Consider the following 18021-nt stretch of genomic DNA (forward strand, 5'->3'; position numbering starts at 1 on the left):
GTCCCCCCGACACCGCCGTGGACCTGGGTGGGGGTCGGCGCGCTCCGCGTGGGTGTCGCGGCACGGGGTGTCTCAGCCTGGCGGCCACGCTGGCGTTCATCGAGAGGAAAGCCCCCACGATCACGCCGGTCCCGGCTCCCGCGCGGGCAACGCCACGTGCTGGACTCCGTGTCGTGGACGAGACCCGGCACGAGCGCATCCGCGCGGCGGTGGCGGCGATCCCGGAGGGCCGGGTGGCGACCTACGGCGACGTCGCGGCCGAGGTGGGCGAGACGTCGGCGCGCCTGGTCGGTCGCGTCCTGCGCGAGGACGGCTCGGACCTGCCCTGGCACCGCGTCCTGCGCGCCGACGGCTCCAGCGCGCCGCAGATCCTCGACGAGCAGCACGCCCGCCTGCGCGCCGAGGGCGTCGAGATCCGCGACGGACGCGTCGTGCTCGCGAACCACCGCGTCGCGAGCGGGTGGATTTCCTGACGTTCAACGTCAGCGTGGCCCCCACGCTGACTCACCCCGTGACCCGCCGCCGGTAGAGGTTCAGGTGCGCGGCGGCCGCCGCCTCCCAGGTGTGGGCGGCGGCGAGGGCACGGCCGACCGTGGCGTGGGCCGGGTCGACGTCCGACCCCGCGAGCACCTCCCCGATCTCGCGCGCGAACCCCGGAGGCCCGTCGGCGAAGCGCGCCGCGCCGGCGAACACCTCGCGCAGCACCGGCAGGTCCCGCGTCACCAGCGGGACCCCGGCGGCGAGCGCCTCCATCGCCGCGAGCCCGAAGCCCTCCTGCGTCGACGGGAACGCGAACACCGCCGCGCCGGCCACGAGCCCGGGGAGCTCGTCGTGGGCCACCGGCCCCAGCACCACCGGCTCCACGCCCAGCTCCGCCGCGCGCGCGAAGACCTCGTCGCGGTAGGGCCGGTAGTCGAACAGGGTGTCCCCGCCCGCGATCACCAGCGGCACGCCCGGCAGCCGCGCCATCGCCGACACCAGGTCGAGGGTCCCCTTGCGCGGCTCGATCCCGCCGACGGCGAGCACGTGGCGCCCGTACCGCGCGCGCCACGCCGCCCCCGCACCCGCGTCGGCCGCCGCGGCGAACCGCGCGGCCTCCACCCCGTTCGCGATCACCGCCGGCTCCCGTCCCCACCCCGCGCGCACCTCGGACGCCACCGCCTCCGACACGCACACCAGGGCGGCCGGCTCCACCAGAGCCCGCTCGTGGCACGCCGCGAGCTCGGGCGTGGTGAAGCGGTCCAGGTGGTGCACGGTCCGCCACAGCCCCGCGTACCCCCGGGCCCGGCCCACCGCGTTCGCCGTCAGGCAGTCCTGCGCGTGGACGACGTCGAACGCGCCCGAGAAGGCGTCGCCGAGCAGCGCGATCGACCGCAGGATCCGCTCCCCCACCGTCTCGCCCTCGATCTCGGGCACCGCCACGAGCCGCACGTCCACAGCGGGGTCGACCGGCCGGGAGAACCCCGTGTCGCCCCCGCGCGCGAGCGCCCACACCGTCACGGCGTGCCCAGCCCGCGCGAACGCCTCGGCCAGCGCGAGCGTGTGCACCACGCCCCCGCGCGGCTTCGTCGAGTAGGTCAGCAGGGCGATCCGCATCCTTCTGCGCCAAGAAGAGGGCATCTCAGCGCTCCTTCGTCGCGCTGATGCGCCCTCTTCGGCACCATGACTCCGTCATAGGTCGGCCGTACGTCTCCGGCCGGCGCTCGGTGAGGTGGTGCAGCACCGACCGCGCCGCGCCGACGATCCCGGGCAGGTCGACCTCCGCCACCGCCAGCCCGCCCTTCGACCACGTCCGCGCGAGGATCTCCCCGCCCGGCCCGACGATCTTGGCGCGGCCGAGGAAGTGCAGTGCCCCGTGCCGCCCGCTCTGGTTCGCCGACAGCCAGACCACCTGGTTCTCCGCCGCCCGCGCCTGGTCGTAGAGGTCGAACAGCCGCGCCTGGCGGTCCTGCGCCATCCGCGGCGCGCGGTGGGTCAGCGACGTCGGCCACGCGGAGAGGCAGGCGATGATCTCCGCGCCGTCCACGGCGAGCGTCCGCGCCGCCTCCGGGAACGTCTTGTCGTGGTCGATGAGCAGGCCCATCCGCCCGAGCGGGGTGTCGAACGCGGCGAACCCGTCGCCCGGTGCGAACAGCGGCGCGACCCCGGCCGGGATGTGCACCTTGCGGTGCCGGCCGAGGATCCCGTCGCCCGACAGGCACACCGCCGCGTCGTGGCGCAGCGACCCGGAGCCCAGCTCGCTGTACCCGAGGCACACCACCATCTCCCCGGCGATGTCGATCACCGACCGCACCTCGTCGCCGTTGGGCTCCAGCAACGGCGGGAGGCACTCGTCGTCCGGGTGGCGCAGGTCGGTCAGGTACCCGCCGAGCGCACCGTCGGGCAGCGCGAGCAGCGCCACCCCGGCGTCCCGCGCGTGCGAGACGATCATCTTGATGCGGTCGAGGTCGAACCCGACGTCGCGGGTGAAGTGGGCCGCGGCAGCGGCGAGGCGGACCACCCCGGCCCCCTAGCCGGCCCGCGCCACGGCGGGCACGGGACGCGGCAGCGAGTACGACGCGGGGCGACGGTCCCGCAGATGTCCCATGAAGCGCCGCGCGGCGTCCACGGCGTCGTCGACGTCGACCGACGCGACGGCCAGCCCCGCCTCGGTGCCCGTGGTGTCGAGCACCTCCCCGCCCGGGTCGACGATCTTCGCGCTGGCCACCAGCCGCATGTCGCCGAACGTCCCGGCCTGGTTCGCCGACACCCAGACGATCTGGTTCTCCAGCGCCCGCGCGCGGTCGAAGAGGTCGAAGCGCCGCGTCCAGCGGTCGTCCGCGAGCACCGGCGCCGGGTCGGTGCGCGCCGCCGGCCACGCCGACATGCACACCACCACCCGCGCCCCGTCGACGGCCAGCGCCCGCGCCGCCTCGGGGAACGCCTTGTCGTAGCAGATCATCATGCCGAGCCGGCCGACCGGCGTGTCGAACGCCGCGAAGCGATCGCCCGCGGCGTACGAGGCGTCCTCGTTGAGCGGCTGGTGGACCTTGCGGTGGTGCCCGAGCACGCCGTCACCGGTGACCGCGACGCAGCTGTTGTACGGACGCCCTCCCGACGCGGCGTCGCCGCGCTCGCAGAAGCCCGCGGTGACGACGGTGTCGCCGGCCAGCTCGACCAGCCGCCGGACCTCGGGGCCGTCGACCTCGAGCTGCGGCGGCACGTCCCCCGGTTCCCCCGCCCCACCCGAGTCGTGCAGCGACGACAGGTACCCGCCGAGTGCGGCCTCGGGCAGCGCGAGCAGGTCGGCGCCCGCCGCCCGCGCCTGCCCGAGCAGCGTCGCGATCGTCGCGAACCCCGCGTCGAGGTCGCGGCCGAAGCCCGCGGCAGCGGCCGCGAACGTCCTGACGGTCATGGCTTCGTCCCTCCGGTCGGTGCCGCACCCAGTCCCGTGACGCCGCCGGCGACGGCCTCGGTCAGCTCACCGTCGGGCCAGCGCAGGGCCACCCCGGCGGTCGCGGTGAGCTCGCCGCAGACGGCGCTCGTCGCCGGCCCCGCGGATGGGGCGGGGGCGTCCGGCGCGTCGGCGGTGAGCAGTGCGAAGCCGGGGAAGCAGGTCAGCCAGTCGGCGACGGCGGCCCCGACCGGCCGGGGCACCGCGGCGACGTCGAGCACCGCGCCGGTGCCGGACGCCTCGGCGAGCATCCCGAGCGTGCCGACGACCCCGGCCATCGAGACGTCCTTGGCGGCCGCGGGCCGGTGTGCCGCGCCGGGGCCGATCGCCGCGACCATCGCCCGCAGATCGGCGGGCGTGCGCGTGGACGTCGAGTCCCACTGCCGGCCCGTGTAGCCGGGGCGCCAGGTGCCGTGCAGGTCGGCGGTCAGGCGCACGGCCATGCCGGGACGCCCACCGCTCGCGGGCACCGGCATGGACGTGCGGCCCAGCGCCGTGACGGCGAGCGAGGCGGGCACCTCGAGCTGGGTGTGGCCGCCGATCACCGGCACCCCGTAGGCGTCGGCGGCGGCGCGCAGGCCCGTGAGCACCCGGTGGGCGAACGAGGCGTCGCGCGCGCCGACGGCGTCGAGCAGCGCGGTCGGGGCGGCCCCCATGGCGGCGAGGTCGTTGACGTTGACGAGCACCCCGCACCACCCGGCCCACTCCGGGTCGCGCTCGACCATCGCGGGCAGGATCGCGTCGCAGGCGGCCACGAGGTCGCTGCCCGGCACCGGCGCGCCGTCGTCGCCGACGTGCACCCCCGACCCGGCCAGCCCCGCGACGAGCTCGCCGAGCGGGGCCTTGGTCGCCGCGACGAGGTCGGCGACGCGCCCGACCGGCCACCGCATGCGGACGTGCGGGCGGCCCCGGACGGGGGTGTCCCGCACGCGCCGCCACCCGAGGCGGCGGAACAGGGTCTCGTTGACGGCCTGCACGTCGGCCTCGAAGCGCAGCACGCCGGCGGTCTCGGCGCGGGCGCAGGCCGCCCGCACGAGGGCGGCGCCGACCCGGAGGCCCGCGCGGCGGCGGGCGGTCCCGGCGACGACGAGGCGGCTGCCCGTCCACCAGCCGAGATCAGGGCGCGTGGTGTCCGGATCGACGGGCGCGAGGCGGACGCCGCCGAGCACCTCGCCGGCACCGTCGCGGGCGACGAGCACGACGGCGCGCGGGTCGTGGTCGTGCTCGTCGAGGTCACCGGCGGTGTCGTCCCGGAACAGGCCCTGCTCGTCGACGAACACCGCGCGGCGCAGGGTGCGGTGGGCGATCACGTCGGGGTGGCGCGCGTCCGCGGCGGGCGCCTCGCCGATGGTGACGTCGCGGGAGGGGCGGCGTGCGCGGCCGCCGAGGATCTCGTCGGCGGCACCGAGCCCGAGAGAGTCGTCGAGGATCGACACGACGCTCAGCCCCCCGCCGCCGACAGCGCCGAGCACGCGCCGCACGCCGCGCAGCCGGCGGCCTGGTCGGCGCCGCGCATGCCGGCGGCCTGCAGGACCTTCGCGACGCGCGCGGTGACCTCGGCGAGCAGCTCGGGATCGGGCGCGGGGTCGCCGTCGGCGAAGGCGAGCGTGCCGGGGATCGGGCGGTAGGGGACGACGAAGGGGTACACGCCGCGGTCGACCAGCTCGGCGGCGCCGGCGACGAGCTCGTCGGGGTCCTCGCCGAGGCCGACGATGAGGTAGGTCGACACGGCGTTCGGGCCGAAGAGGCGCACGCTCTCGTCCCAGGCCGAGCGGTACTGGCTCAGGGGGACGGTGGCCTTGCCCGGCATCCAGCGGGCGCGCACGGCGTCGTCGAGGGACTCGACGTGGATGCCGACGGCGTCGGCGCCGGCGTCCTTCAGCTCTTGCAGCGCCGCCAGGTCGTCGGGGGCCGGCGGCTCGCACTGCACCTGGATCGGCAGGCCCGGCACGGCGGCCTTGATCGCGCGGACGCAGCGGGCGAGGTGGCGGGCGCCGCGGTCGCGGCCGTTGCTGGTGCCCGTGGTGAGCACCATCTGCCGCACGCCGTCGAGCCGGACGGCGGCCTCGGCGACCTCGGCGAGCTGGTCGGGGGTCTTGACCGCGGTCGTGGCGCCGCTGTCCACCGACTGCTCGATGGCGCAGAAGCGGCAGCGGTCCTGCTCGCCGTAGCGGACGCAGGTCTGCACGACGGTCGTGGCGAGGACGTCGTCGCCGTGCAGGCGGGCGATCTTCTCGTACGGGACGCCGTCGGCGGTGGTGAGGTCGTAGAACGCGGGGCGGGCGACGGTGTCGACGGCGACGCCGAGGTCGGTGACCCCGCCGTCGGGACCGGTGCGGACCAGCCGGCCGTCACGCAGCCGATAGGGGCTCGCCGGATTGATCGGGATGGTGGTCTTCAGGCCGTCGACGAGCACGTGGCCGTCGTCCGACGGGCCGGCACCACCGGGACGGCGCAGCGGGATGGAGGGGCCGAGGTCGACCGCGACGCCGCGGACGGCCAGTTCGGAACGGGCGGACAGCCCGGGATCGGACGACACGTGCGGACCTCCAGAGCTCTCGACATGAAGGGACACGGCCCGGCGCGGGTCGCCCCGCGCCGGCCGCGGCACGTCAGAGCTGGTAGGTCGAGTTGATGATCGCGCCCTTGCGGGCGTAGTGGATGAGCGCGTCCTGGACGTCGAGCGGGTGGGTCGGGATGACACCCTCGATGAGGTCCTCCTCGCGCGCCCCGTGCAGCGACAGCCCGAAGCGGCAGCAGTAGACCTTGCCGCCCTCGCCCATGAACGTCTTGAGCTGGTCGTTGATGTTGTGCTCGCCGGGGAAGGCGGACGTGCCCGTGGTGGGGAATCCGCGCGTGGCCAGGCAGTTCAGCGAACCGGGGCCGTAGAAGTACATCGCCGACTCGAAGCCCTTGCGCAGCGCGCGCGTGGCCTGGAGGACGGCGACGAAGCTGACCGACGACTCGTGCGCGATGCCGTGCACGAGCGTGAAGTAGGACTCGCCGTTCTCGGCCTGCAGGTCGGGGAAGACCTTCGTCCCGCCGTAGATGCTCGAGCCCTCGGGCAGCGAGGGGTGCGGGATCTCCTCGAGGCTCTTCTTCTCGACGTCGGAGAGCTCGGTGCTCGTCATGCTGGATCTCCTCGAGTGGTGTGCTGGGGGGTTCGCGGCGACCGGCGCGACGGCCGGGGGAAGCGGAGGCGGCGGGTCCTCGCCGACCTCGTGCCGGGACTCAGAACACCAACCGCCGATTGCCGAACTGTTTCCTCGTGACTACGACGGCGGGTCGTCCTCCGCCCCACGTTTCGCCGCGGTGACCGAGGCACGGGGTTGTCTCAGCCTGGCGGCCACGCTGACGTTCAACGTCAGGAAAGCCCCCCGCTCACGACGGCAGGAGTTGTCCACATCGCCCGTCTGCGTCCACAGGGTTGGCAGGGACCGCTCACGCTCCCGGGCCGACAACGCGCACCGTGGCGACATGCGCAGGGGTGAGTGGGCGATCGCGCCCGAGCTGTTGTGGGCAGCCAGTCGCGAGGGCGTCATCGCCGTGCGCGAGCTCGAGCTCCTCGGCGTCCCCGAGGGGACCGCCTACCGCCGGTGCCGCGACGGCGAGCCGTGGCAGCGCCTCGGTCCGGGCATCATCGCGCTGCACAACGGCGAGCCGACCCGGCGCCAGACGATGATCGCCGGGCTGCTCCACGCCGGCGACCACTCGATGATCACCGGCCGCGCGGCACTGCGCCTCCACGGCCTGCGCAGCGGTCCGGAGCCGGACACGGTGCACCTGCTCGTCACCCACGCACGCCAGGTGCGTAGCTGGGGACGCTTCCACATCGAGCGGACGTCGCGGATGCCCCGGCCCGTCGAGCGCGACGGACTGGCCGTGGCGCCGTTGCCCCGCGCGTTGACCGACGAGGCCCGGCTGCTGACCGACCCGACCGCGATCGCCGAGCTCTTCGCCGAGCCCGTGCGCCGGGGTCTCGTCACGCCGGAGGAGCTCCTCGAGGAGCTCGACGCCGGGTGCCGCAAGGGCAGCGCGGCCCCGCGGGCGGTGCTCCGGGCCCTGGTGGACGGTGTCCGCTCCGCGGCCGAGTTCGACGCTCGCGAGTGGTGGCTCGCCCAGCGCGAGCTGCCGCCGGCGCGCTTCAACGTCCGCGTGCGCGACCTGGCGGGCGCCTCCGTGGGGGTCGTCGACGTCCTCGTCGAGGACGTGGGCTTCGCCCTGGAGATCGACTCGGTCGAGCACCACTTCGCCACACCGGAGCAGGTCGAGGCCACGGCTCGGCGCGCGCGGGCGCTGCGGGCCGTCGGCCTGCACCTCGTGAGCATCCGACCGTCGCAACGACGCGACGACCCGGACGGTGTCCTCCGCGACGTGCTGGACGGCCTCACCGTGGCCGCAGCGCTGCCCGAACCGCGGGTGCTCTACGACGTTCCCCAGACGACCTGAGCCGTCCCCGTGCCGAGATGGGGGATTTCCTGACGTTCAACGTCAGCGTGGCCGCCACGCTGACACACCCCGTGGGTCAGCGGACGGTCGGGGTGGAGCCGTCGCCCGTTTCCACACCGCCGTAGGGGGTGGTGGTCGTGTACGTCGACCCCGCCGGGCGCGAGCCCGTGCTGACCGCGATCGAGTTGACCACGTTCGTCAGGAACACGGTGATCGAGGAGCCCGCGTCGCCGAGCGTCTCCACGCCGTTGCGGGTGGTCGCGGCGGACTGCTGGGGGTTCGAGATGATCGCGAACAGCACAAGGATGATCACGATCGTGCCGATCACGCGGGCGAGCATGGAGACAGCATCACCCCATCGTGACGCCGGGTAAACACCGGGGTGGCGCTCAGTCGCCGAACAGTCGACTTACATCGATGTCGACAAATCCGATCGGGGGAGCCACGGCCTGCCCCCGGACCACATCCGGCGGGCCGACCGGACGCTGGGGTTCCGGGACCCGCACCGGGATCGACCGCGGCCGCCGCACGACGCGCGCGAGCAGACGGTCACCGACGACCGTGCCGAGGTAGACGTCCGCGGGGTCGAGGACGTCGTCGCGCGGCTCCGGGGTCGGCTCCCCCGCCCACGGGAACCAGCCGATCCAGCGGTCGCGCGTGCTCCACAGGTACGGCAGCCCCGGCCGGTACCAGGCGATCCAGCGCCCGTCCGAGGCGTAGAGGTGCACCGCGAGCCCGACGCGCGTGCTCACCCGGACGCTCACGCCGCCGCCCGGTACCGCTCGACGACCACGCCGACGACGTCCGGGTGGTCACCCAGCGGCTCGGCGACGACGGACGCGCCGGCGTCGGCGAGCCAGCGGTGGAACGCGCCCGGCGCCAGCAGCCAGGTCGCGAGCACGACCCGGGGCCCGCGCGCGGCCGTCGACGCCACCACCGACGCCACCCGCGGCTCGCCGCCCGCGATGTAGCCGACCGGCACCTCGTGCCCCACCCGCGCGGTCAGCAGCGCGGCGGCGGTCCGCAGGTCCTCCTGCGCCGTGGGGTCGGTCGAGCCCGCCGCGGCGAGCACCACCGTGTCGCCCGGCCGCGACCCGGCCTCGGCGAGCCGGTCGAGCAGCGCGGAGATCAGTTCGGGGTCGGGTCCGAGGGGCTGGGCGACGACGACGTCGTCGCGCCCGATCGCGGCGAGCTGCTCGGGGACGTCGACGCGCACGTGGAACCCCGACGCCAGGAACGCCGGCACCACCACCACGCGCCCCGGCAGCTCGGCGAGCACGTCGGCCAGCGACGGCCCCACGACCCCGGCGTAGCCCAGGCGCACGTCGACCCCGGGCAGGGCGCGACCCACCGCGGCGTGCAGACGCGAGATCGTCGCCCACCCCGCCGCGTCGTCGGTGCCGTGCGCGAGCAGCACGAGGGCCGGCGCCGTCATGCCCCCGCCCGCGAGCGCGCGTGCTCCTCCAGCCGCTTCACCATCGCGCCCAGCCGGAAGCGCTCCGGCGCGATGCCGACGACGCCGAGGCGCTCGAGCGGCGCCGCGGTCACCGGCCCCACGCAGCACGCGAGGACCTCGCCCGAGCGCAACGCCGCCAGGACCTCCTCGCGCAGCCCCCGCGTGGAGGCCCGGTGCACCAGCCCCTCCACCGAGGGCGCGCTGGTGAACGTCACGGTGTCGACCTCGCGCGCCACGATCGCGTCGATCAGCGCGTCGACCGCGGGCAGGTCCGGCGGCGGCTCCCACCGGTACACCGGCACCGTGACGACGTCGGCGCCCGCCTCACGCAGCGCCCCCAGGAACTCGGTCATCGGGTCGCCGTGCAGCTGCACCGCGACGCGCACCCCGTCGACCCCCTCGGCCAGGAGATGCTCCAGCACCTCCGGCGACGACTCGGTCTCGTCGGCCGACCACGCCTCGCGCAGCCCCGCGCCCCGGATCGCGCCGCGTGCCTTGGGCCCGCGGGCGAGCAGCGTCGCCGAGGCCAGGACCTCGTGCAGACGAGAAGACAGCCCCCACGACGCCGCCACCTCGAGCCACCCCCGGAAGCCCTGCCCGGTGGTGGCGACGACGACGGCGGGCGGGTCCGCGAGCAGCCCGCGCGTGATCTCCGCGAGCTGCGCGTCGTCCTCCAGCGGCACGATCCGCATCGTCGGGCCGTGCACGACCTGCGCGCCCTTGCGGCGCAGCAGCTCGACCTGGTCGTCGGCGCGGCGGTCGGCGGTGACCCCGACCCGCCACCCGGTCAGGGGCGCGGTCACGAGTGCCCGATCTGTACGACGCCGTCCACCACCCGCACAGGATAGGTCGCCACGGCCACCCCGGCGTCCTCGAGACAGCGGCCGTCCTCGAGCGCGAAGTGCTGCTTGAACACCGGCGACGCGATCACCGGCCGGCCCCCGACGTCGCCGACGATCCCGCGCGCGAGCACGGACGCGCCCGAGAACGGGTCGACGTTGTGCAGCGCGAACACCCGGTCGTCGTGGGTGCGCACGATCGCGACGGGCTCCCCCGCCACCAGCGCGCCGACGGGCCGCTCGCGCTGGATCCGCTCCAGCGGGCACACCGCGGTCCAGGTGCGGTCGGCCAGCTCGGTCACACGCCCACCTCCGCCGTGCCGCGGACGGGGATCCGCGGCCCGAAGCCCAGCTCGGTCACCGTCGTCGGCTGGCCGCCCTTCATGCCGGCCGGGACGCGGTGGCCGCGGTGGTCGACGAACTCCACGCTCGGGTCGGGCGCGCCCGGCGCGTTGACGAACGACGTGAACCGCGCCAGCTTCTCCGGGTCGTCGAGCACCGCCGCCCACTCGTCGGCGTAGTCGGCGACGTGCCGGGCCATCTGCTCGTCGAGCGAGGCGCAGATGCCCAGCGAGTCCTCCATGATCACCGCGCGGAGGTGGTCGAGCCCGCCCTCGAGCGACTCGAGCCACGGCGCCGTGCGCTGCAGCCGGTCGGCGGTGCGCACGTAGAACATGAGGAACCGGTCGATCGTGCGCACCAGGGTCGCGGTGTCGAGGTCGGCGGCGAGCAGCTCCGCGTGCCGCGGGGTGAAGCCGCCGTTGCCGCCGACGTAGAGGTTCCAGCCGGTCTCCGTGGCGATCACCCCGAAGTCCTTCGAGCGCGCCTCCGCGCACTCCCGCGCGCAGCCGGACACCCCGCTCTTGATCTTGTGCGGCGAGCGCAGCCCCCGGTAGCGCAGCTCGAGGGCCACCGCGAGCGACACCGAGTCCTGCACGCCGTAGCGGCACCAGTCGGTCCCGACGCACGACTTCACCGTGCGCAGGGACTTGCCGTACGCGTGCCCGGACTCGAACCCGGCGTCGACGAGCCGGCGCCAGATCGCGGGCAGCTGCTCGACGCGCGCGCCGAACATGTCGATCCGCTGCCCGCCGGTGATCTTCGTGTACAGCCCGAAGTCGCGGGCGATCTCCCCGATGACGATGAGGCCCTCGCCGGTGACCTCGCCGCCGGGCAGCCGTGGCACCACCGAGTAGGTGCCGTTCCGCTGCAGGTTCGCCAGGAAGTGGTCGTTGGTGTCCTGCAGCGTGGCCTGCTCGCCGTCGAGGACGTGACCGCCGGCCAGCGTCGCCAGCATCGACGCGACCGCCGGCTTGCAGACGTCGCAGCCCCGGCCCCGCCCGAAGGACTCGACGATCGCGGAGAACGTCGTCAGCCCCGTCGCCATGACGATCTCGTAGAGCTCGGCACGCGACTGCTCGAAGTGCTCGCACAGCGCCGTGGAGACCTCGACCCCGCACGCCGTGAGCACCTTGCCCAGCGTCGGCACGCACGACCCGCACGTCGTCCCGGCGCGCGTGCACGCCTTGAGCTCGGGCACCGTGGACGCCTCACCCGATCGGATCGCCTCGACCAGCGCGCCCTTGGTCACCGCGTTGCACGAGCAGATCTGTGCGCCGTCGGGCAGGGCGTCGATCCCGACGCCGGCCACGCCCTCGGACGTCGGCGCGATGAGCGCCATCGGGTCGCCGGGCAGGGTCTCGCCCAGGAATCCGCGCAGCGTCTCGTAGGCCGACGCGTCCCCGACGAGGACGCCGCCGAGCAGCGTGCGGCCGTCATCCGTCACGACGAGCTTCGAGTAGGTGCCCGCGACCGGGTCGTCGAGACGCACCTCGAGCGCTCCCGGCGTCGACCCGTGCGCGTCGCCGAAGCTCGCCACGTCGACGCCGAGCAGCTTGAGCTTGGTCGACAGGTCGGCCTCGGTGAACCGCGCGTCCCCGCCGGTCAGGCGGTCGGCCACGACCTCGGCCATCGCGTACCCGGGCGCGACCAGCCCGTAGGTCGTCCCCTCGACGGCGGCCACCTCGCCGATCGCCCACACGTGCTCGTCCCGCGTCCGGCACCGGCCGTCGACCAGCACCCCGCCCCGCTCGGCCACGGGGAGCCCGATGTCGCGCGCCAGCTGGTCCGCGGGCCGGATCCCGGCCGAGAACACGACGACCGAGGCGTCCAGCTCGGTGCCGTCGGAGAGCGTGACGGTGAGCCCGCCGCGATGGTCGCGGCTGATCGACGACGTCGACACCCCGGTGTGCACCCGCAGCCCGAGGTCCCCGACGAGCCGGCGCAGCAGCGCTCCCCCGCCCTCGTCGACCTGCGCGGGCATCAGCCGCGGCGCCATCTCGACCACGTGCGGGACGAGCCCGAGGTTCCGCAGCGCGTCGGCCGCCTCCAGCCCCAGCAGCCCGCCGCCGACGACCACCCCGGCGCGCCGCCCGGCCCCCGCGCGGGCGGTCGCCCGCCCGGCGGCCTCGCGCAGGGCGTCGAGGTCGTCGAGGGTCCGGTAGACGAAGACGTCATCGAGATCGCGCCCGGGCACCGGCGGCACGAACGGCACCGACCCGGTGGCCAGCACGAGCTCGTCGTAGGGCACCCGCCGCCCGCCCGCGGTGGTCACGACGCGCGCGGTGCGGTCGACGGTGACGGCGCGGTCGTCGAGGTGCAGGTCGACGAGGTCGTCGGTGAGGAACCCCTCGTCGGCCAGGGCCAGGTCGGCCTCCGACGCCGACGCGAGGTACGACGACAGCGCCACCCGGTCGTAGGCGGGCCGCGACTCCTCGGCCAGCAGCACGACCCGGAAGAGGCCGTCGGGGTCGCGGCGGCGCAGGCTCTCGACGAACCGGTGGCCGACCATCCCGTGCCCGACGACGACGACGGTGCGCACGGCTCACACCTCCGCGTAGGACAGCCGGGTGCCGGTCCGGGGGTCGGTCGCGGCCCGGCCGCCCCGCAGGTAGACGACGAAGGTCACCGCCATGCACGCGGCGTAGAACGCGAGGAACGCCCAGAACGCCGGCGCCCCGGACTGCGTGGCCTGGAACGACGACCGGAACGCCAGGTTGATGAGCAGGCCGCCGAACGCGCCGATCGCCGCAGTGATGCCGATCGCGGCCCCCGAGATGCGGCGGGCCCACAGCAGCGCCTCGTCCTGACCCCACCCGCGCTCCTCGCCCGCGGCCAGCGCCTTGGTCCGGAAGATCGACGGGATCATCTTGTAGGTCGACCCGTTGCCGATGCCCGAGGTGATGAACAGCAGGACGAAACCGACGGTGAACAGGCCCAGCGAGTCGATGCCCGAGGCACCGAGGCAGATCAGGGTGGCCACGGCCATCGCCGCGAAGTTCCAGAACGTGACCTTGACGCCGCCCACGCGGTCGGAGAGCCACCCGCCGACGGGGCGGATCAGCGAGCCGAGCAGCGGACCGATGAAGGTCACCGCGGCGGCCTGCAGCGGCGTGCGGCCGAACTGGTTCTGCAGTACGAGCCCGAACGCGAAGCTGTAGCCGATGAACGACCCGAACGTCCCGATGTAGAGGAACGACATCACCCACGTCTGGGCGTCGCGCGCCGCCTCCTTGAGGGCGCCGGCGTCGTTGCGCACCGAGGAGATGTTGTCCATGAACAGGGCGGCGCCCACCAGGGACAGCACGATCAGCGGGATGTAGACCGCGAGCAGGAGGCGGGGCGAGTCCGGGCCCGCCGTCGCGATGATCAGCAGGCCGACGAGCTGGATGACCGCCACGCCCAGGTTGCCGCCGCCGGCGTTGATGCCGAGCGCGGCGCCCTTGGACCGGTCCGGGAAGAAGGCGTTGATGTTCGTCATCGACGACGCGAAGTTGCCGCCGCCGACGCCGACGAGCGCGGAGAGGACGACGAACGTCGTGAACGACGTCCCCGGCTCCATGAGGACGGCGAGCAGGACGGTCGGTACCAGCAGCAGGGCGGCGCTGATCAGCGTCCAGTTCCGCCCGCCGAACACGGCGACCGCGAGGCTGTAGGGCAGGCGCAGCGCGGCGCCGACGAACGTGGCCACCGAGACGAGCAGGAACTTCCCGGCGGGGTCGATGCCGTAGTCGGGCCCCATGAACAGCACGAGGACCGAGAACAGCGTCCAGATCGAGAACCCGATGTGCTCGGAGAAGACCGAGAACCACAGGTTGCGGTTCGCGATCCTCTTCCCGGTGCTCTGCCAGAACGCTTCGTCCTCGGGCCGCCAGTCGTCGATCCAGTGTCCGCGCACGCGGCGGACGGTAGGAACCGCGTGTTACGCCACGATGACCCTGTGTTGCGGCGACGCGAAGCCCGGGTGCGGGCCGCGTCACCCCGCGTCAGTACGCGGGCAGCAGGCTGCCGACGAGCCGGGAGGCGTGCTCGAGGCCCTGGAGCGACTCGCGGGTGCACGACGGGTGCTGCGCGTGCACGGCGAGGCGGAAGAGCAGCGCGTGCAGCAGCATCTGCGGCCACCCCGCGAGGTGCGCCCAGCGCGTGAGGATGCCGGGATCGGCCCCGCCCCAGGCCAGCGCGTCGATCACCACGACCGCGGCCGCCCACTCGACGGGGCGCCAGAACGGCACGAGGTCGAGCACCGCGGGCGGGGCGCCGGGGTCGGACGGGTCGAACAGCACGGTGCCGAACAGGTCGCCGTGCACGAGCTGCGACGGGCGCTCCAGCGGCCGGCGACGGCGCGCGAGCTCGGTGAACAGGGTGCCGCCGGTCTCGGGGTCCAGCGCGACGGCGCGCTCGCCGAACGCGGCGCGGTCGGCGCGGGCGAGCAGGTCGTCGCGGTCGTCGACGAGGCGCGGACGCTCGAGGCGGGCGGTGGCACGGTGCAGCCGCAGCGAGGCGGCGACGACGTCGTCGTGGCGCGGCTCGACCCGGCCGGGGACGTCGTGGCTCGCGGCCCAGCCCGCCACCACGCGGCGTCCGTCGCTGGCGCGCACCGGCCGTGCCAGGCGCAGGCCGTCGACGCCGATGGTCGCGAGCTCCTCGATCGCGCCGGCCGACCACGCGGCGAGCACGGTGTCCGCGACCGGGCGCAGGACGAGCCCGTCGCACCGCCAGGCGGGGCCGGGGAGGTCGGGGCGCGGGCGCGGCACCGACTCGCGGACGCCGAACGCCGTGCGGACGTGCTCGGGCGGACCGTGCTCCAGGCGGGGGTCCGGACCGGCCGGATCCGCGCCGGCCACGGCGTCCTCGGCCGACGGATCGGGCGAGGGCGCCGTCTTCTGCTCGGGCGCGGCGGTCACGCTGCGCACGCTACTCGCGCGCAGGGAGCGACCCCCTCACCCGCGACCGGCGTGTCTCGAGGTGTCACCACACCTTGTAGGGCAGGAACTTGCCGTTGAAGGTCAGCTTCACGCGGTCGCCCTTCGGGTCCTCGACGCGCTCGAAGTCCAGCGTGAAGTCGATGGCGCTCATGATGCCGTCGCCGAACTCCTCGCGGATGAGCTCGTGGAGGCTCGACCCGTAGACCTGCAGGGCCTCCTGGAGGCGGTAGGTCACCGGCTCGGTGGGGTCGAGGGCGGCGTCACCGCGCACCGGCGGGAACGTCAGCGCCTCGACGGTCTCCTCGTCGAGGTCGAGCAGGGCGCCGACGGTCCCGGCCTGCTCGGCGTCGAGCGGCTGCTGGCCGAGCAGGGCCGACGTGGTCCACACCAGGGACCGGTCGAGGGCCTTCGCGAGCTCGGCCCAGCTCACGCCGTGCGCCTCCTTGGCGCGCACGATCTCGCGGCCGGCCTCGAGGCGGTCGTCCTTGTCGCTCATGCCAGCTCCTGTACCCGGGCGAGGCGGGCGGCCCACCAGTCGCGGGTGGCGTTGTCCGCCCCGTAACGCGCGAGCAACGCGGGGTCGGGCCGCGGCGCGTGTCGCGGGACGTCGAGGTGACCGGCCACGGGGTGCAGCGGCGCGGCGACGACGTCGGCGGCGAGCAGGTCCGCGGTGCCGAGCCCGCAGGCGAACGGCAGCTCCGGCAGCGCCGCGGCGAGCGCGAGGCCCGCGGCCAGGCCGACCGAGCTCTCGACCGCCGACGACACCACGCACGGCAGCCCGATCGCCTCGGCGATGCGCAGCGCCGCGCGGACCCCGCCCAGCGGCGCCACCTTGAGCACCGCGACGTCGGCCGCCTCGGCGCGCACGACGCGCAGCGGGTCGTCGGCGCGGCGGATCGACTCGTCGGCGGCCACCGGCACGTCGACGCGGCGCCGGACGGCGGCGAGCTCCTCGACCGAGGCGCACGGCTGCTCGACGTACTCCAGCCCGCCGGCGGCCCGCTCGAGCGCGCCGATCGTCGCGACGGCGCCGTCGACGTCCCACCCGCCGTTGGCGTCGACGCGCACCCGCCCGGTCGGCCCCAGGGCGTCGCGGACGGCCTCGAGGCGCGCGAGGTCCTCGCGCGGGTCCCGGCCCTTCTCGGCGACCTTGACCTTCGCGGTCCGCGCGGCGGAGTCGGTGACGATGCGGTGCGCGTGCACCGGGTCGACGGCGGGGACGGTGACGTTGACCTCGACGCGGTCGCGCACCGGGGCGGGCCACCCGTCGTGCGCGGCCTCGCGGGCGCAGCGCCACCACGCGAGCGACTCGGCGTCGTCGTACTCGGGGAACGGGCAGAACTCACCCCAGCCCGCGGGGCCCTCGACGAGCGCGAGCTCGCGCACGGTGATGCCCCGGAAGCGGGTGCGCAGCGGGAGCGCGACCACGTTCATCGCACCTAGCCTAGATCGGGTGCGCACCGTGCAGCCGGTCCCGACCGACGGGAGCCCCGTGGCGGCGACGGCGCTGGGCGTCGCGGCCCTCGCCGCGCTCGAGGGGCGCGGGCCCGCCGTCCTCCCGACCGGACCGGGCGACCCCGCGCCGGCCCCCGGCCTCCTCGCGCCCGTCGACGACGGCATCGCCGCGGTGGTCACGACCACCGGCTCGACCGGCGACCCGAAGGCGGTGCTGCTGCCGGCCGCGGCGCTGACCGCCTCCGCCGACGCGACACAGACCCGGATCGGGCCGCCGGGACGCTGGCTGCTCGCGCTGCCCGCGCACCACGTCGCGGGGCTCCAGGTGCTGCTGCGCTCGGCGCGCGCCGGATCGCCCGCGGTGGTGATGGACCTGCGCGAGGGGTTCCGCGCGGCCGCCTTCGCAGCGGCCGCCGAGGGCTGCGCCTACACCTCGCTCGTCCCCACCCAGCTGCGGCGCCTGCTCGACGCCGGCGGCGCGGCGCTCGACGCCCTGCGCGGGTTCACCGCGGTGCTGCTCGGCGGCGCGGCGGCGGAGCCGGCGCTGCTCGAGCGGGCGACCGCGGCGTGGGTGCCGATCGTGACCACCTACGGCATGAGCGAGACCTGCGGCGGCTGCGTCTACGACGGCCGCCCGCTCGACGGGGTCACGGTGACGCTCGAGGACGACGGGCGCATCCGGCTCGGCGGGGCGACGGTGGCGGCCGGCTACCGCGGGGCCGTCGCGGACACCGCCTTCGAGGGGGGCGAGTTCCGCACCAACGACCTCGGCGCCTGGCGCGCCGACGGACGCCTCGAGGTGCTCGGCCGGGCCGACGACGTCATCGTCACCGGCGGCGAGAAGGTCGCACCGGCGACCGTCGAGCGGGCGCTGCTGGCCCAGTCCGGCGTCCGGGAGGCCTGCGTGGTCGGCGTGCCCGACCCCGAGTGGGGCGCGCGGGTGGTCGCGGCGGTGGTCGGTGACGGTCTCGACGCGGCGGCGCTGCGGGCGGCGGTCGCGCCCGGCCTCGGGCGCGCCGCGCCGCGGGAGGTCGCGGTGCTCGACGCGCTGCCGCTGCGCGGGATCGGCAAGCCCGACCGGGCGGCGCTGCGCGCCCTCCTCGCCTGACCGATCGCTCGCTACTG

19 protein-coding genes are annotated in these 18021 nt (G+C 75.3%); 3 read left to right on the forward strand and 16 right to left on the reverse strand.

Annotated elements, in window-relative coordinates; genetic code table 11:
* Positions 1 to 173: 173 nt before the first annotated feature.
* Complete coding sequence (locus ACFPK1_RS28860; protein WP_378024394.1) at positions 174 to 473, forward strand: MGMT family protein; 300 nt, start codon at positions 174 to 176, stop codon at positions 471 to 473.
* Positions 474 to 504: 31 nt separating this feature from the next.
* Here ACFPK1_RS28860 and ACFPK1_RS28865 read toward each other — a convergent pair whose 3' ends face one another.
* From ACFPK1_RS28865 to ACFPK1_RS28890, 6 genes are all read right to left on the reverse strand, one after another.
* Positions 505 to 1620 (reverse strand): MSMEG_0565 family glycosyltransferase, encoded by a 1116-nt coding sequence (locus ACFPK1_RS28865; RefSeq protein WP_378024395.1) that lies wholly within the window; start codon positions 1618 to 1620, stop codon positions 505 to 507.
* 1 nt (position 1621) lies between these two features.
* Positions 1622 to 2500: a carbon-nitrogen hydrolase family protein gene (locus ACFPK1_RS28870; protein ID WP_378024396.1), complete on the reverse strand. Its 879-nt coding sequence runs from the start codon at positions 2498 to 2500 to the stop codon at positions 1622 to 1624.
* 9 nt (positions 2501 to 2509) lie between these two features.
* On the reverse strand, positions 2510 to 3394 hold the full coding sequence (locus ACFPK1_RS28875) for a carbon-nitrogen hydrolase family protein (protein ID WP_378024397.1): 885 nt from the start codon (positions 3392 to 3394) through the stop codon (positions 2510 to 2512).
* On the reverse strand, positions 3391 to 4905 hold the full coding sequence (locus ACFPK1_RS28880; protein WP_378024398.1) for an MSMEG_0567/sll0787 family protein: 1515 nt from the start codon (positions 4903 to 4905) through the stop codon (positions 3391 to 3393). Before ACFPK1_RS28880 ends, ACFPK1_RS28875 begins: the two co-directional genes overlap by 4 nt.
* Positions 4875 to 5972: an MSMEG_0568 family radical SAM protein gene (locus tag ACFPK1_RS28885; RefSeq protein ID WP_378024399.1), complete on the reverse strand. Its 1098-nt coding sequence runs from the start codon at positions 5970 to 5972 to the stop codon at positions 4875 to 4877. The genes ACFPK1_RS28880 and ACFPK1_RS28885 overlap by 31 nt, the downstream gene beginning before the upstream one ends.
* A gap of 73 nt (positions 5973 to 6045) precedes the next feature.
* A complete protein-coding gene (locus ACFPK1_RS28890) occupies positions 6046 to 6564 on the reverse strand; it encodes an MSMEG_0572/Sll0783 family nitrogen starvation response protein (RefSeq protein WP_133827362.1) in 519 nt (172 codons plus the stop codon).
* Between the two features lie 346 nt (positions 6565 to 6910).
* Here ACFPK1_RS28890 and ACFPK1_RS28895 point away from each other — a divergent pair, with 346 nt between their 5' ends.
* On the forward strand, positions 6911 to 7882 hold the full coding sequence (locus ACFPK1_RS28895; RefSeq protein WP_378024400.1) for a hypothetical protein: 972 nt from the start codon (positions 6911 to 6913) through the stop codon (positions 7880 to 7882).
* A gap of 76 nt (positions 7883 to 7958) precedes the next feature.
* Here the strand turns inward: ACFPK1_RS28895 and ACFPK1_RS28900 are convergent, their stop codons facing one another.
* The 10 genes from ACFPK1_RS28900 to ACFPK1_RS28945 form a co-directional block, all read right to left on the reverse strand.
* A complete protein-coding gene (locus ACFPK1_RS28900; RefSeq protein WP_378024401.1) occupies positions 7959 to 8222 on the reverse strand; it encodes a hypothetical protein in 264 nt (87 codons plus the stop codon).
* A gap of 49 nt (positions 8223 to 8271) precedes the next feature.
* A complete protein-coding gene (locus tag ACFPK1_RS28905; RefSeq protein WP_378024402.1) occupies positions 8272 to 8646 on the reverse strand; it encodes a hypothetical protein in 375 nt (124 codons plus the stop codon).
* A complete protein-coding gene (locus ACFPK1_RS28910) occupies positions 8643 to 9317 on the reverse strand; it encodes a sirohydrochlorin chelatase (RefSeq protein ID WP_378024403.1) in 675 nt (224 codons plus the stop codon). The genes ACFPK1_RS28905 and ACFPK1_RS28910 overlap by 4 nt, the downstream gene beginning before the upstream one ends.
* Complete coding sequence (locus ACFPK1_RS28915) at positions 9314 to 10141, reverse strand: uroporphyrinogen-III synthase (protein WP_378024404.1); 828 nt, start codon at positions 10139 to 10141, stop codon at positions 9314 to 9316. Before ACFPK1_RS28915 ends, ACFPK1_RS28910 begins: the two co-directional genes overlap by 4 nt.
* Complete coding sequence (nirD, locus tag ACFPK1_RS28920) at positions 10138 to 10479, reverse strand: nitrite reductase small subunit NirD (RefSeq protein WP_378024405.1); 342 nt, start codon at positions 10477 to 10479, stop codon at positions 10138 to 10140. The genes ACFPK1_RS28915 and nirD overlap by 4 nt, the downstream gene beginning before the upstream one ends.
* Positions 10476 to 13058 carry a nitrite reductase large subunit NirB gene (gene nirB / locus ACFPK1_RS28925; protein WP_378024406.1) on the reverse strand — a complete coding sequence of 861 codons (2583 nt, stop codon included), beginning with the start codon at positions 13056 to 13058 and terminating at the stop codon, positions 10476 to 10478. Before nirB ends, nirD begins: the two co-directional genes overlap by 4 nt.
* A 3-nt stretch (positions 13059 to 13061) precedes the next feature.
* Positions 13062 to 14414: a nitrate/nitrite transporter gene (locus ACFPK1_RS28930; RefSeq protein ID WP_378024407.1), complete on the reverse strand. Its 1353-nt coding sequence runs from the start codon at positions 14412 to 14414 to the stop codon at positions 13062 to 13064.
* Between the two features lie 88 nt (positions 14415 to 14502).
* Positions 14503 to 15324 (reverse strand): TIGR02569 family protein, encoded by an 822-nt coding sequence (locus ACFPK1_RS28935; protein WP_378024441.1) that lies wholly within the window; start codon positions 15322 to 15324, stop codon positions 14503 to 14505.
* A gap of 160 nt (positions 15325 to 15484) precedes the next feature.
* On the reverse strand, positions 15485 to 15937 hold the full coding sequence (gene cynS / locus ACFPK1_RS28940) for a cyanase (RefSeq protein WP_274279902.1): 453 nt from the start codon (positions 15935 to 15937) through the stop codon (positions 15485 to 15487).
* Positions 15934 to 16875: an o-succinylbenzoate synthase gene (locus ACFPK1_RS28945; RefSeq protein WP_378024408.1), complete on the reverse strand. Its 942-nt coding sequence runs from the start codon at positions 16873 to 16875 to the stop codon at positions 15934 to 15936. Before ACFPK1_RS28945 ends, cynS begins: the two co-directional genes overlap by 4 nt.
* Positions 16876 to 16903: 28 nt before the next feature.
* On the opposite strand from ACFPK1_RS28945, the gene menE reads away from it, so the two are divergent.
* On the forward strand, positions 16904 to 18004 hold the full coding sequence (menE, locus tag ACFPK1_RS28950) for an o-succinylbenzoate--CoA ligase (RefSeq protein ID WP_378024442.1): 1101 nt from the start codon (positions 16904 to 16906) through the stop codon (positions 18002 to 18004).
* Positions 18005 to 18021 lie beyond the last annotated feature (17 nt).

The sequence above is a fragment of the Actinomycetospora rhizophila genome, from assembly GCF_042657905.1.
GTDB lineage: Bacteria > Actinomycetota > Actinomycetes > Mycobacteriales > Pseudonocardiaceae > Actinomycetospora > Actinomycetospora rhizophila.

Excerpts from the sequence above, each read along its gene's own strand:
- ACFPK1_RS28895 (WP_378024400.1), top strand. The coding sequence starts at position 6,911 with ATGCGCAGGGGTGAGTGGGCGATCGCGCCCGAGCTGTTGTGGGCAGCC.
- ACFPK1_RS28910 (WP_378024403.1), bottom strand. The coding sequence starts at position 9,317 with ATGACGGCGCCGGCCCTCGTGCTGCTCGCGCACGGCACCGACGACGCG.
- ACFPK1_RS28900 (WP_378024401.1), bottom strand. The coding sequence starts at position 8,222 with ATGCTCGCCCGCGTGATCGGCACGATCGTGATCATCCTTGTGCTGTTC.
- ACFPK1_RS28890 (WP_133827362.1), bottom strand. The coding sequence starts at position 6,564 with ATGACGAGCACCGAGCTCTCCGACGTCGAGAAGAAGAGCCTCGAGGAG.
- ACFPK1_RS28875 (WP_378024397.1), bottom strand. The coding sequence starts at position 3,394 with ATGACCGTCAGGACGTTCGCGGCCGCTGCCGCGGGCTTCGGCCGCGAC.
- ACFPK1_RS28945 (WP_378024408.1), bottom strand. The coding sequence starts at position 16,875 with ATGAACGTGGTCGCGCTCCCGCTGCGCACCCGCTTCCGGGGCATCACC.
- cynS (WP_274279902.1), bottom strand. The coding sequence starts at position 15,937 with ATGAGCGACAAGGACGACCGCCTCGAGGCCGGCCGCGAGATCGTGCGC.
- ACFPK1_RS28865 (WP_378024395.1), bottom strand. The coding sequence starts at position 1,620 with ATGCCCTCTTCTTGGCGCAGAAGGATGCGGATCGCCCTGCTGACCTAC.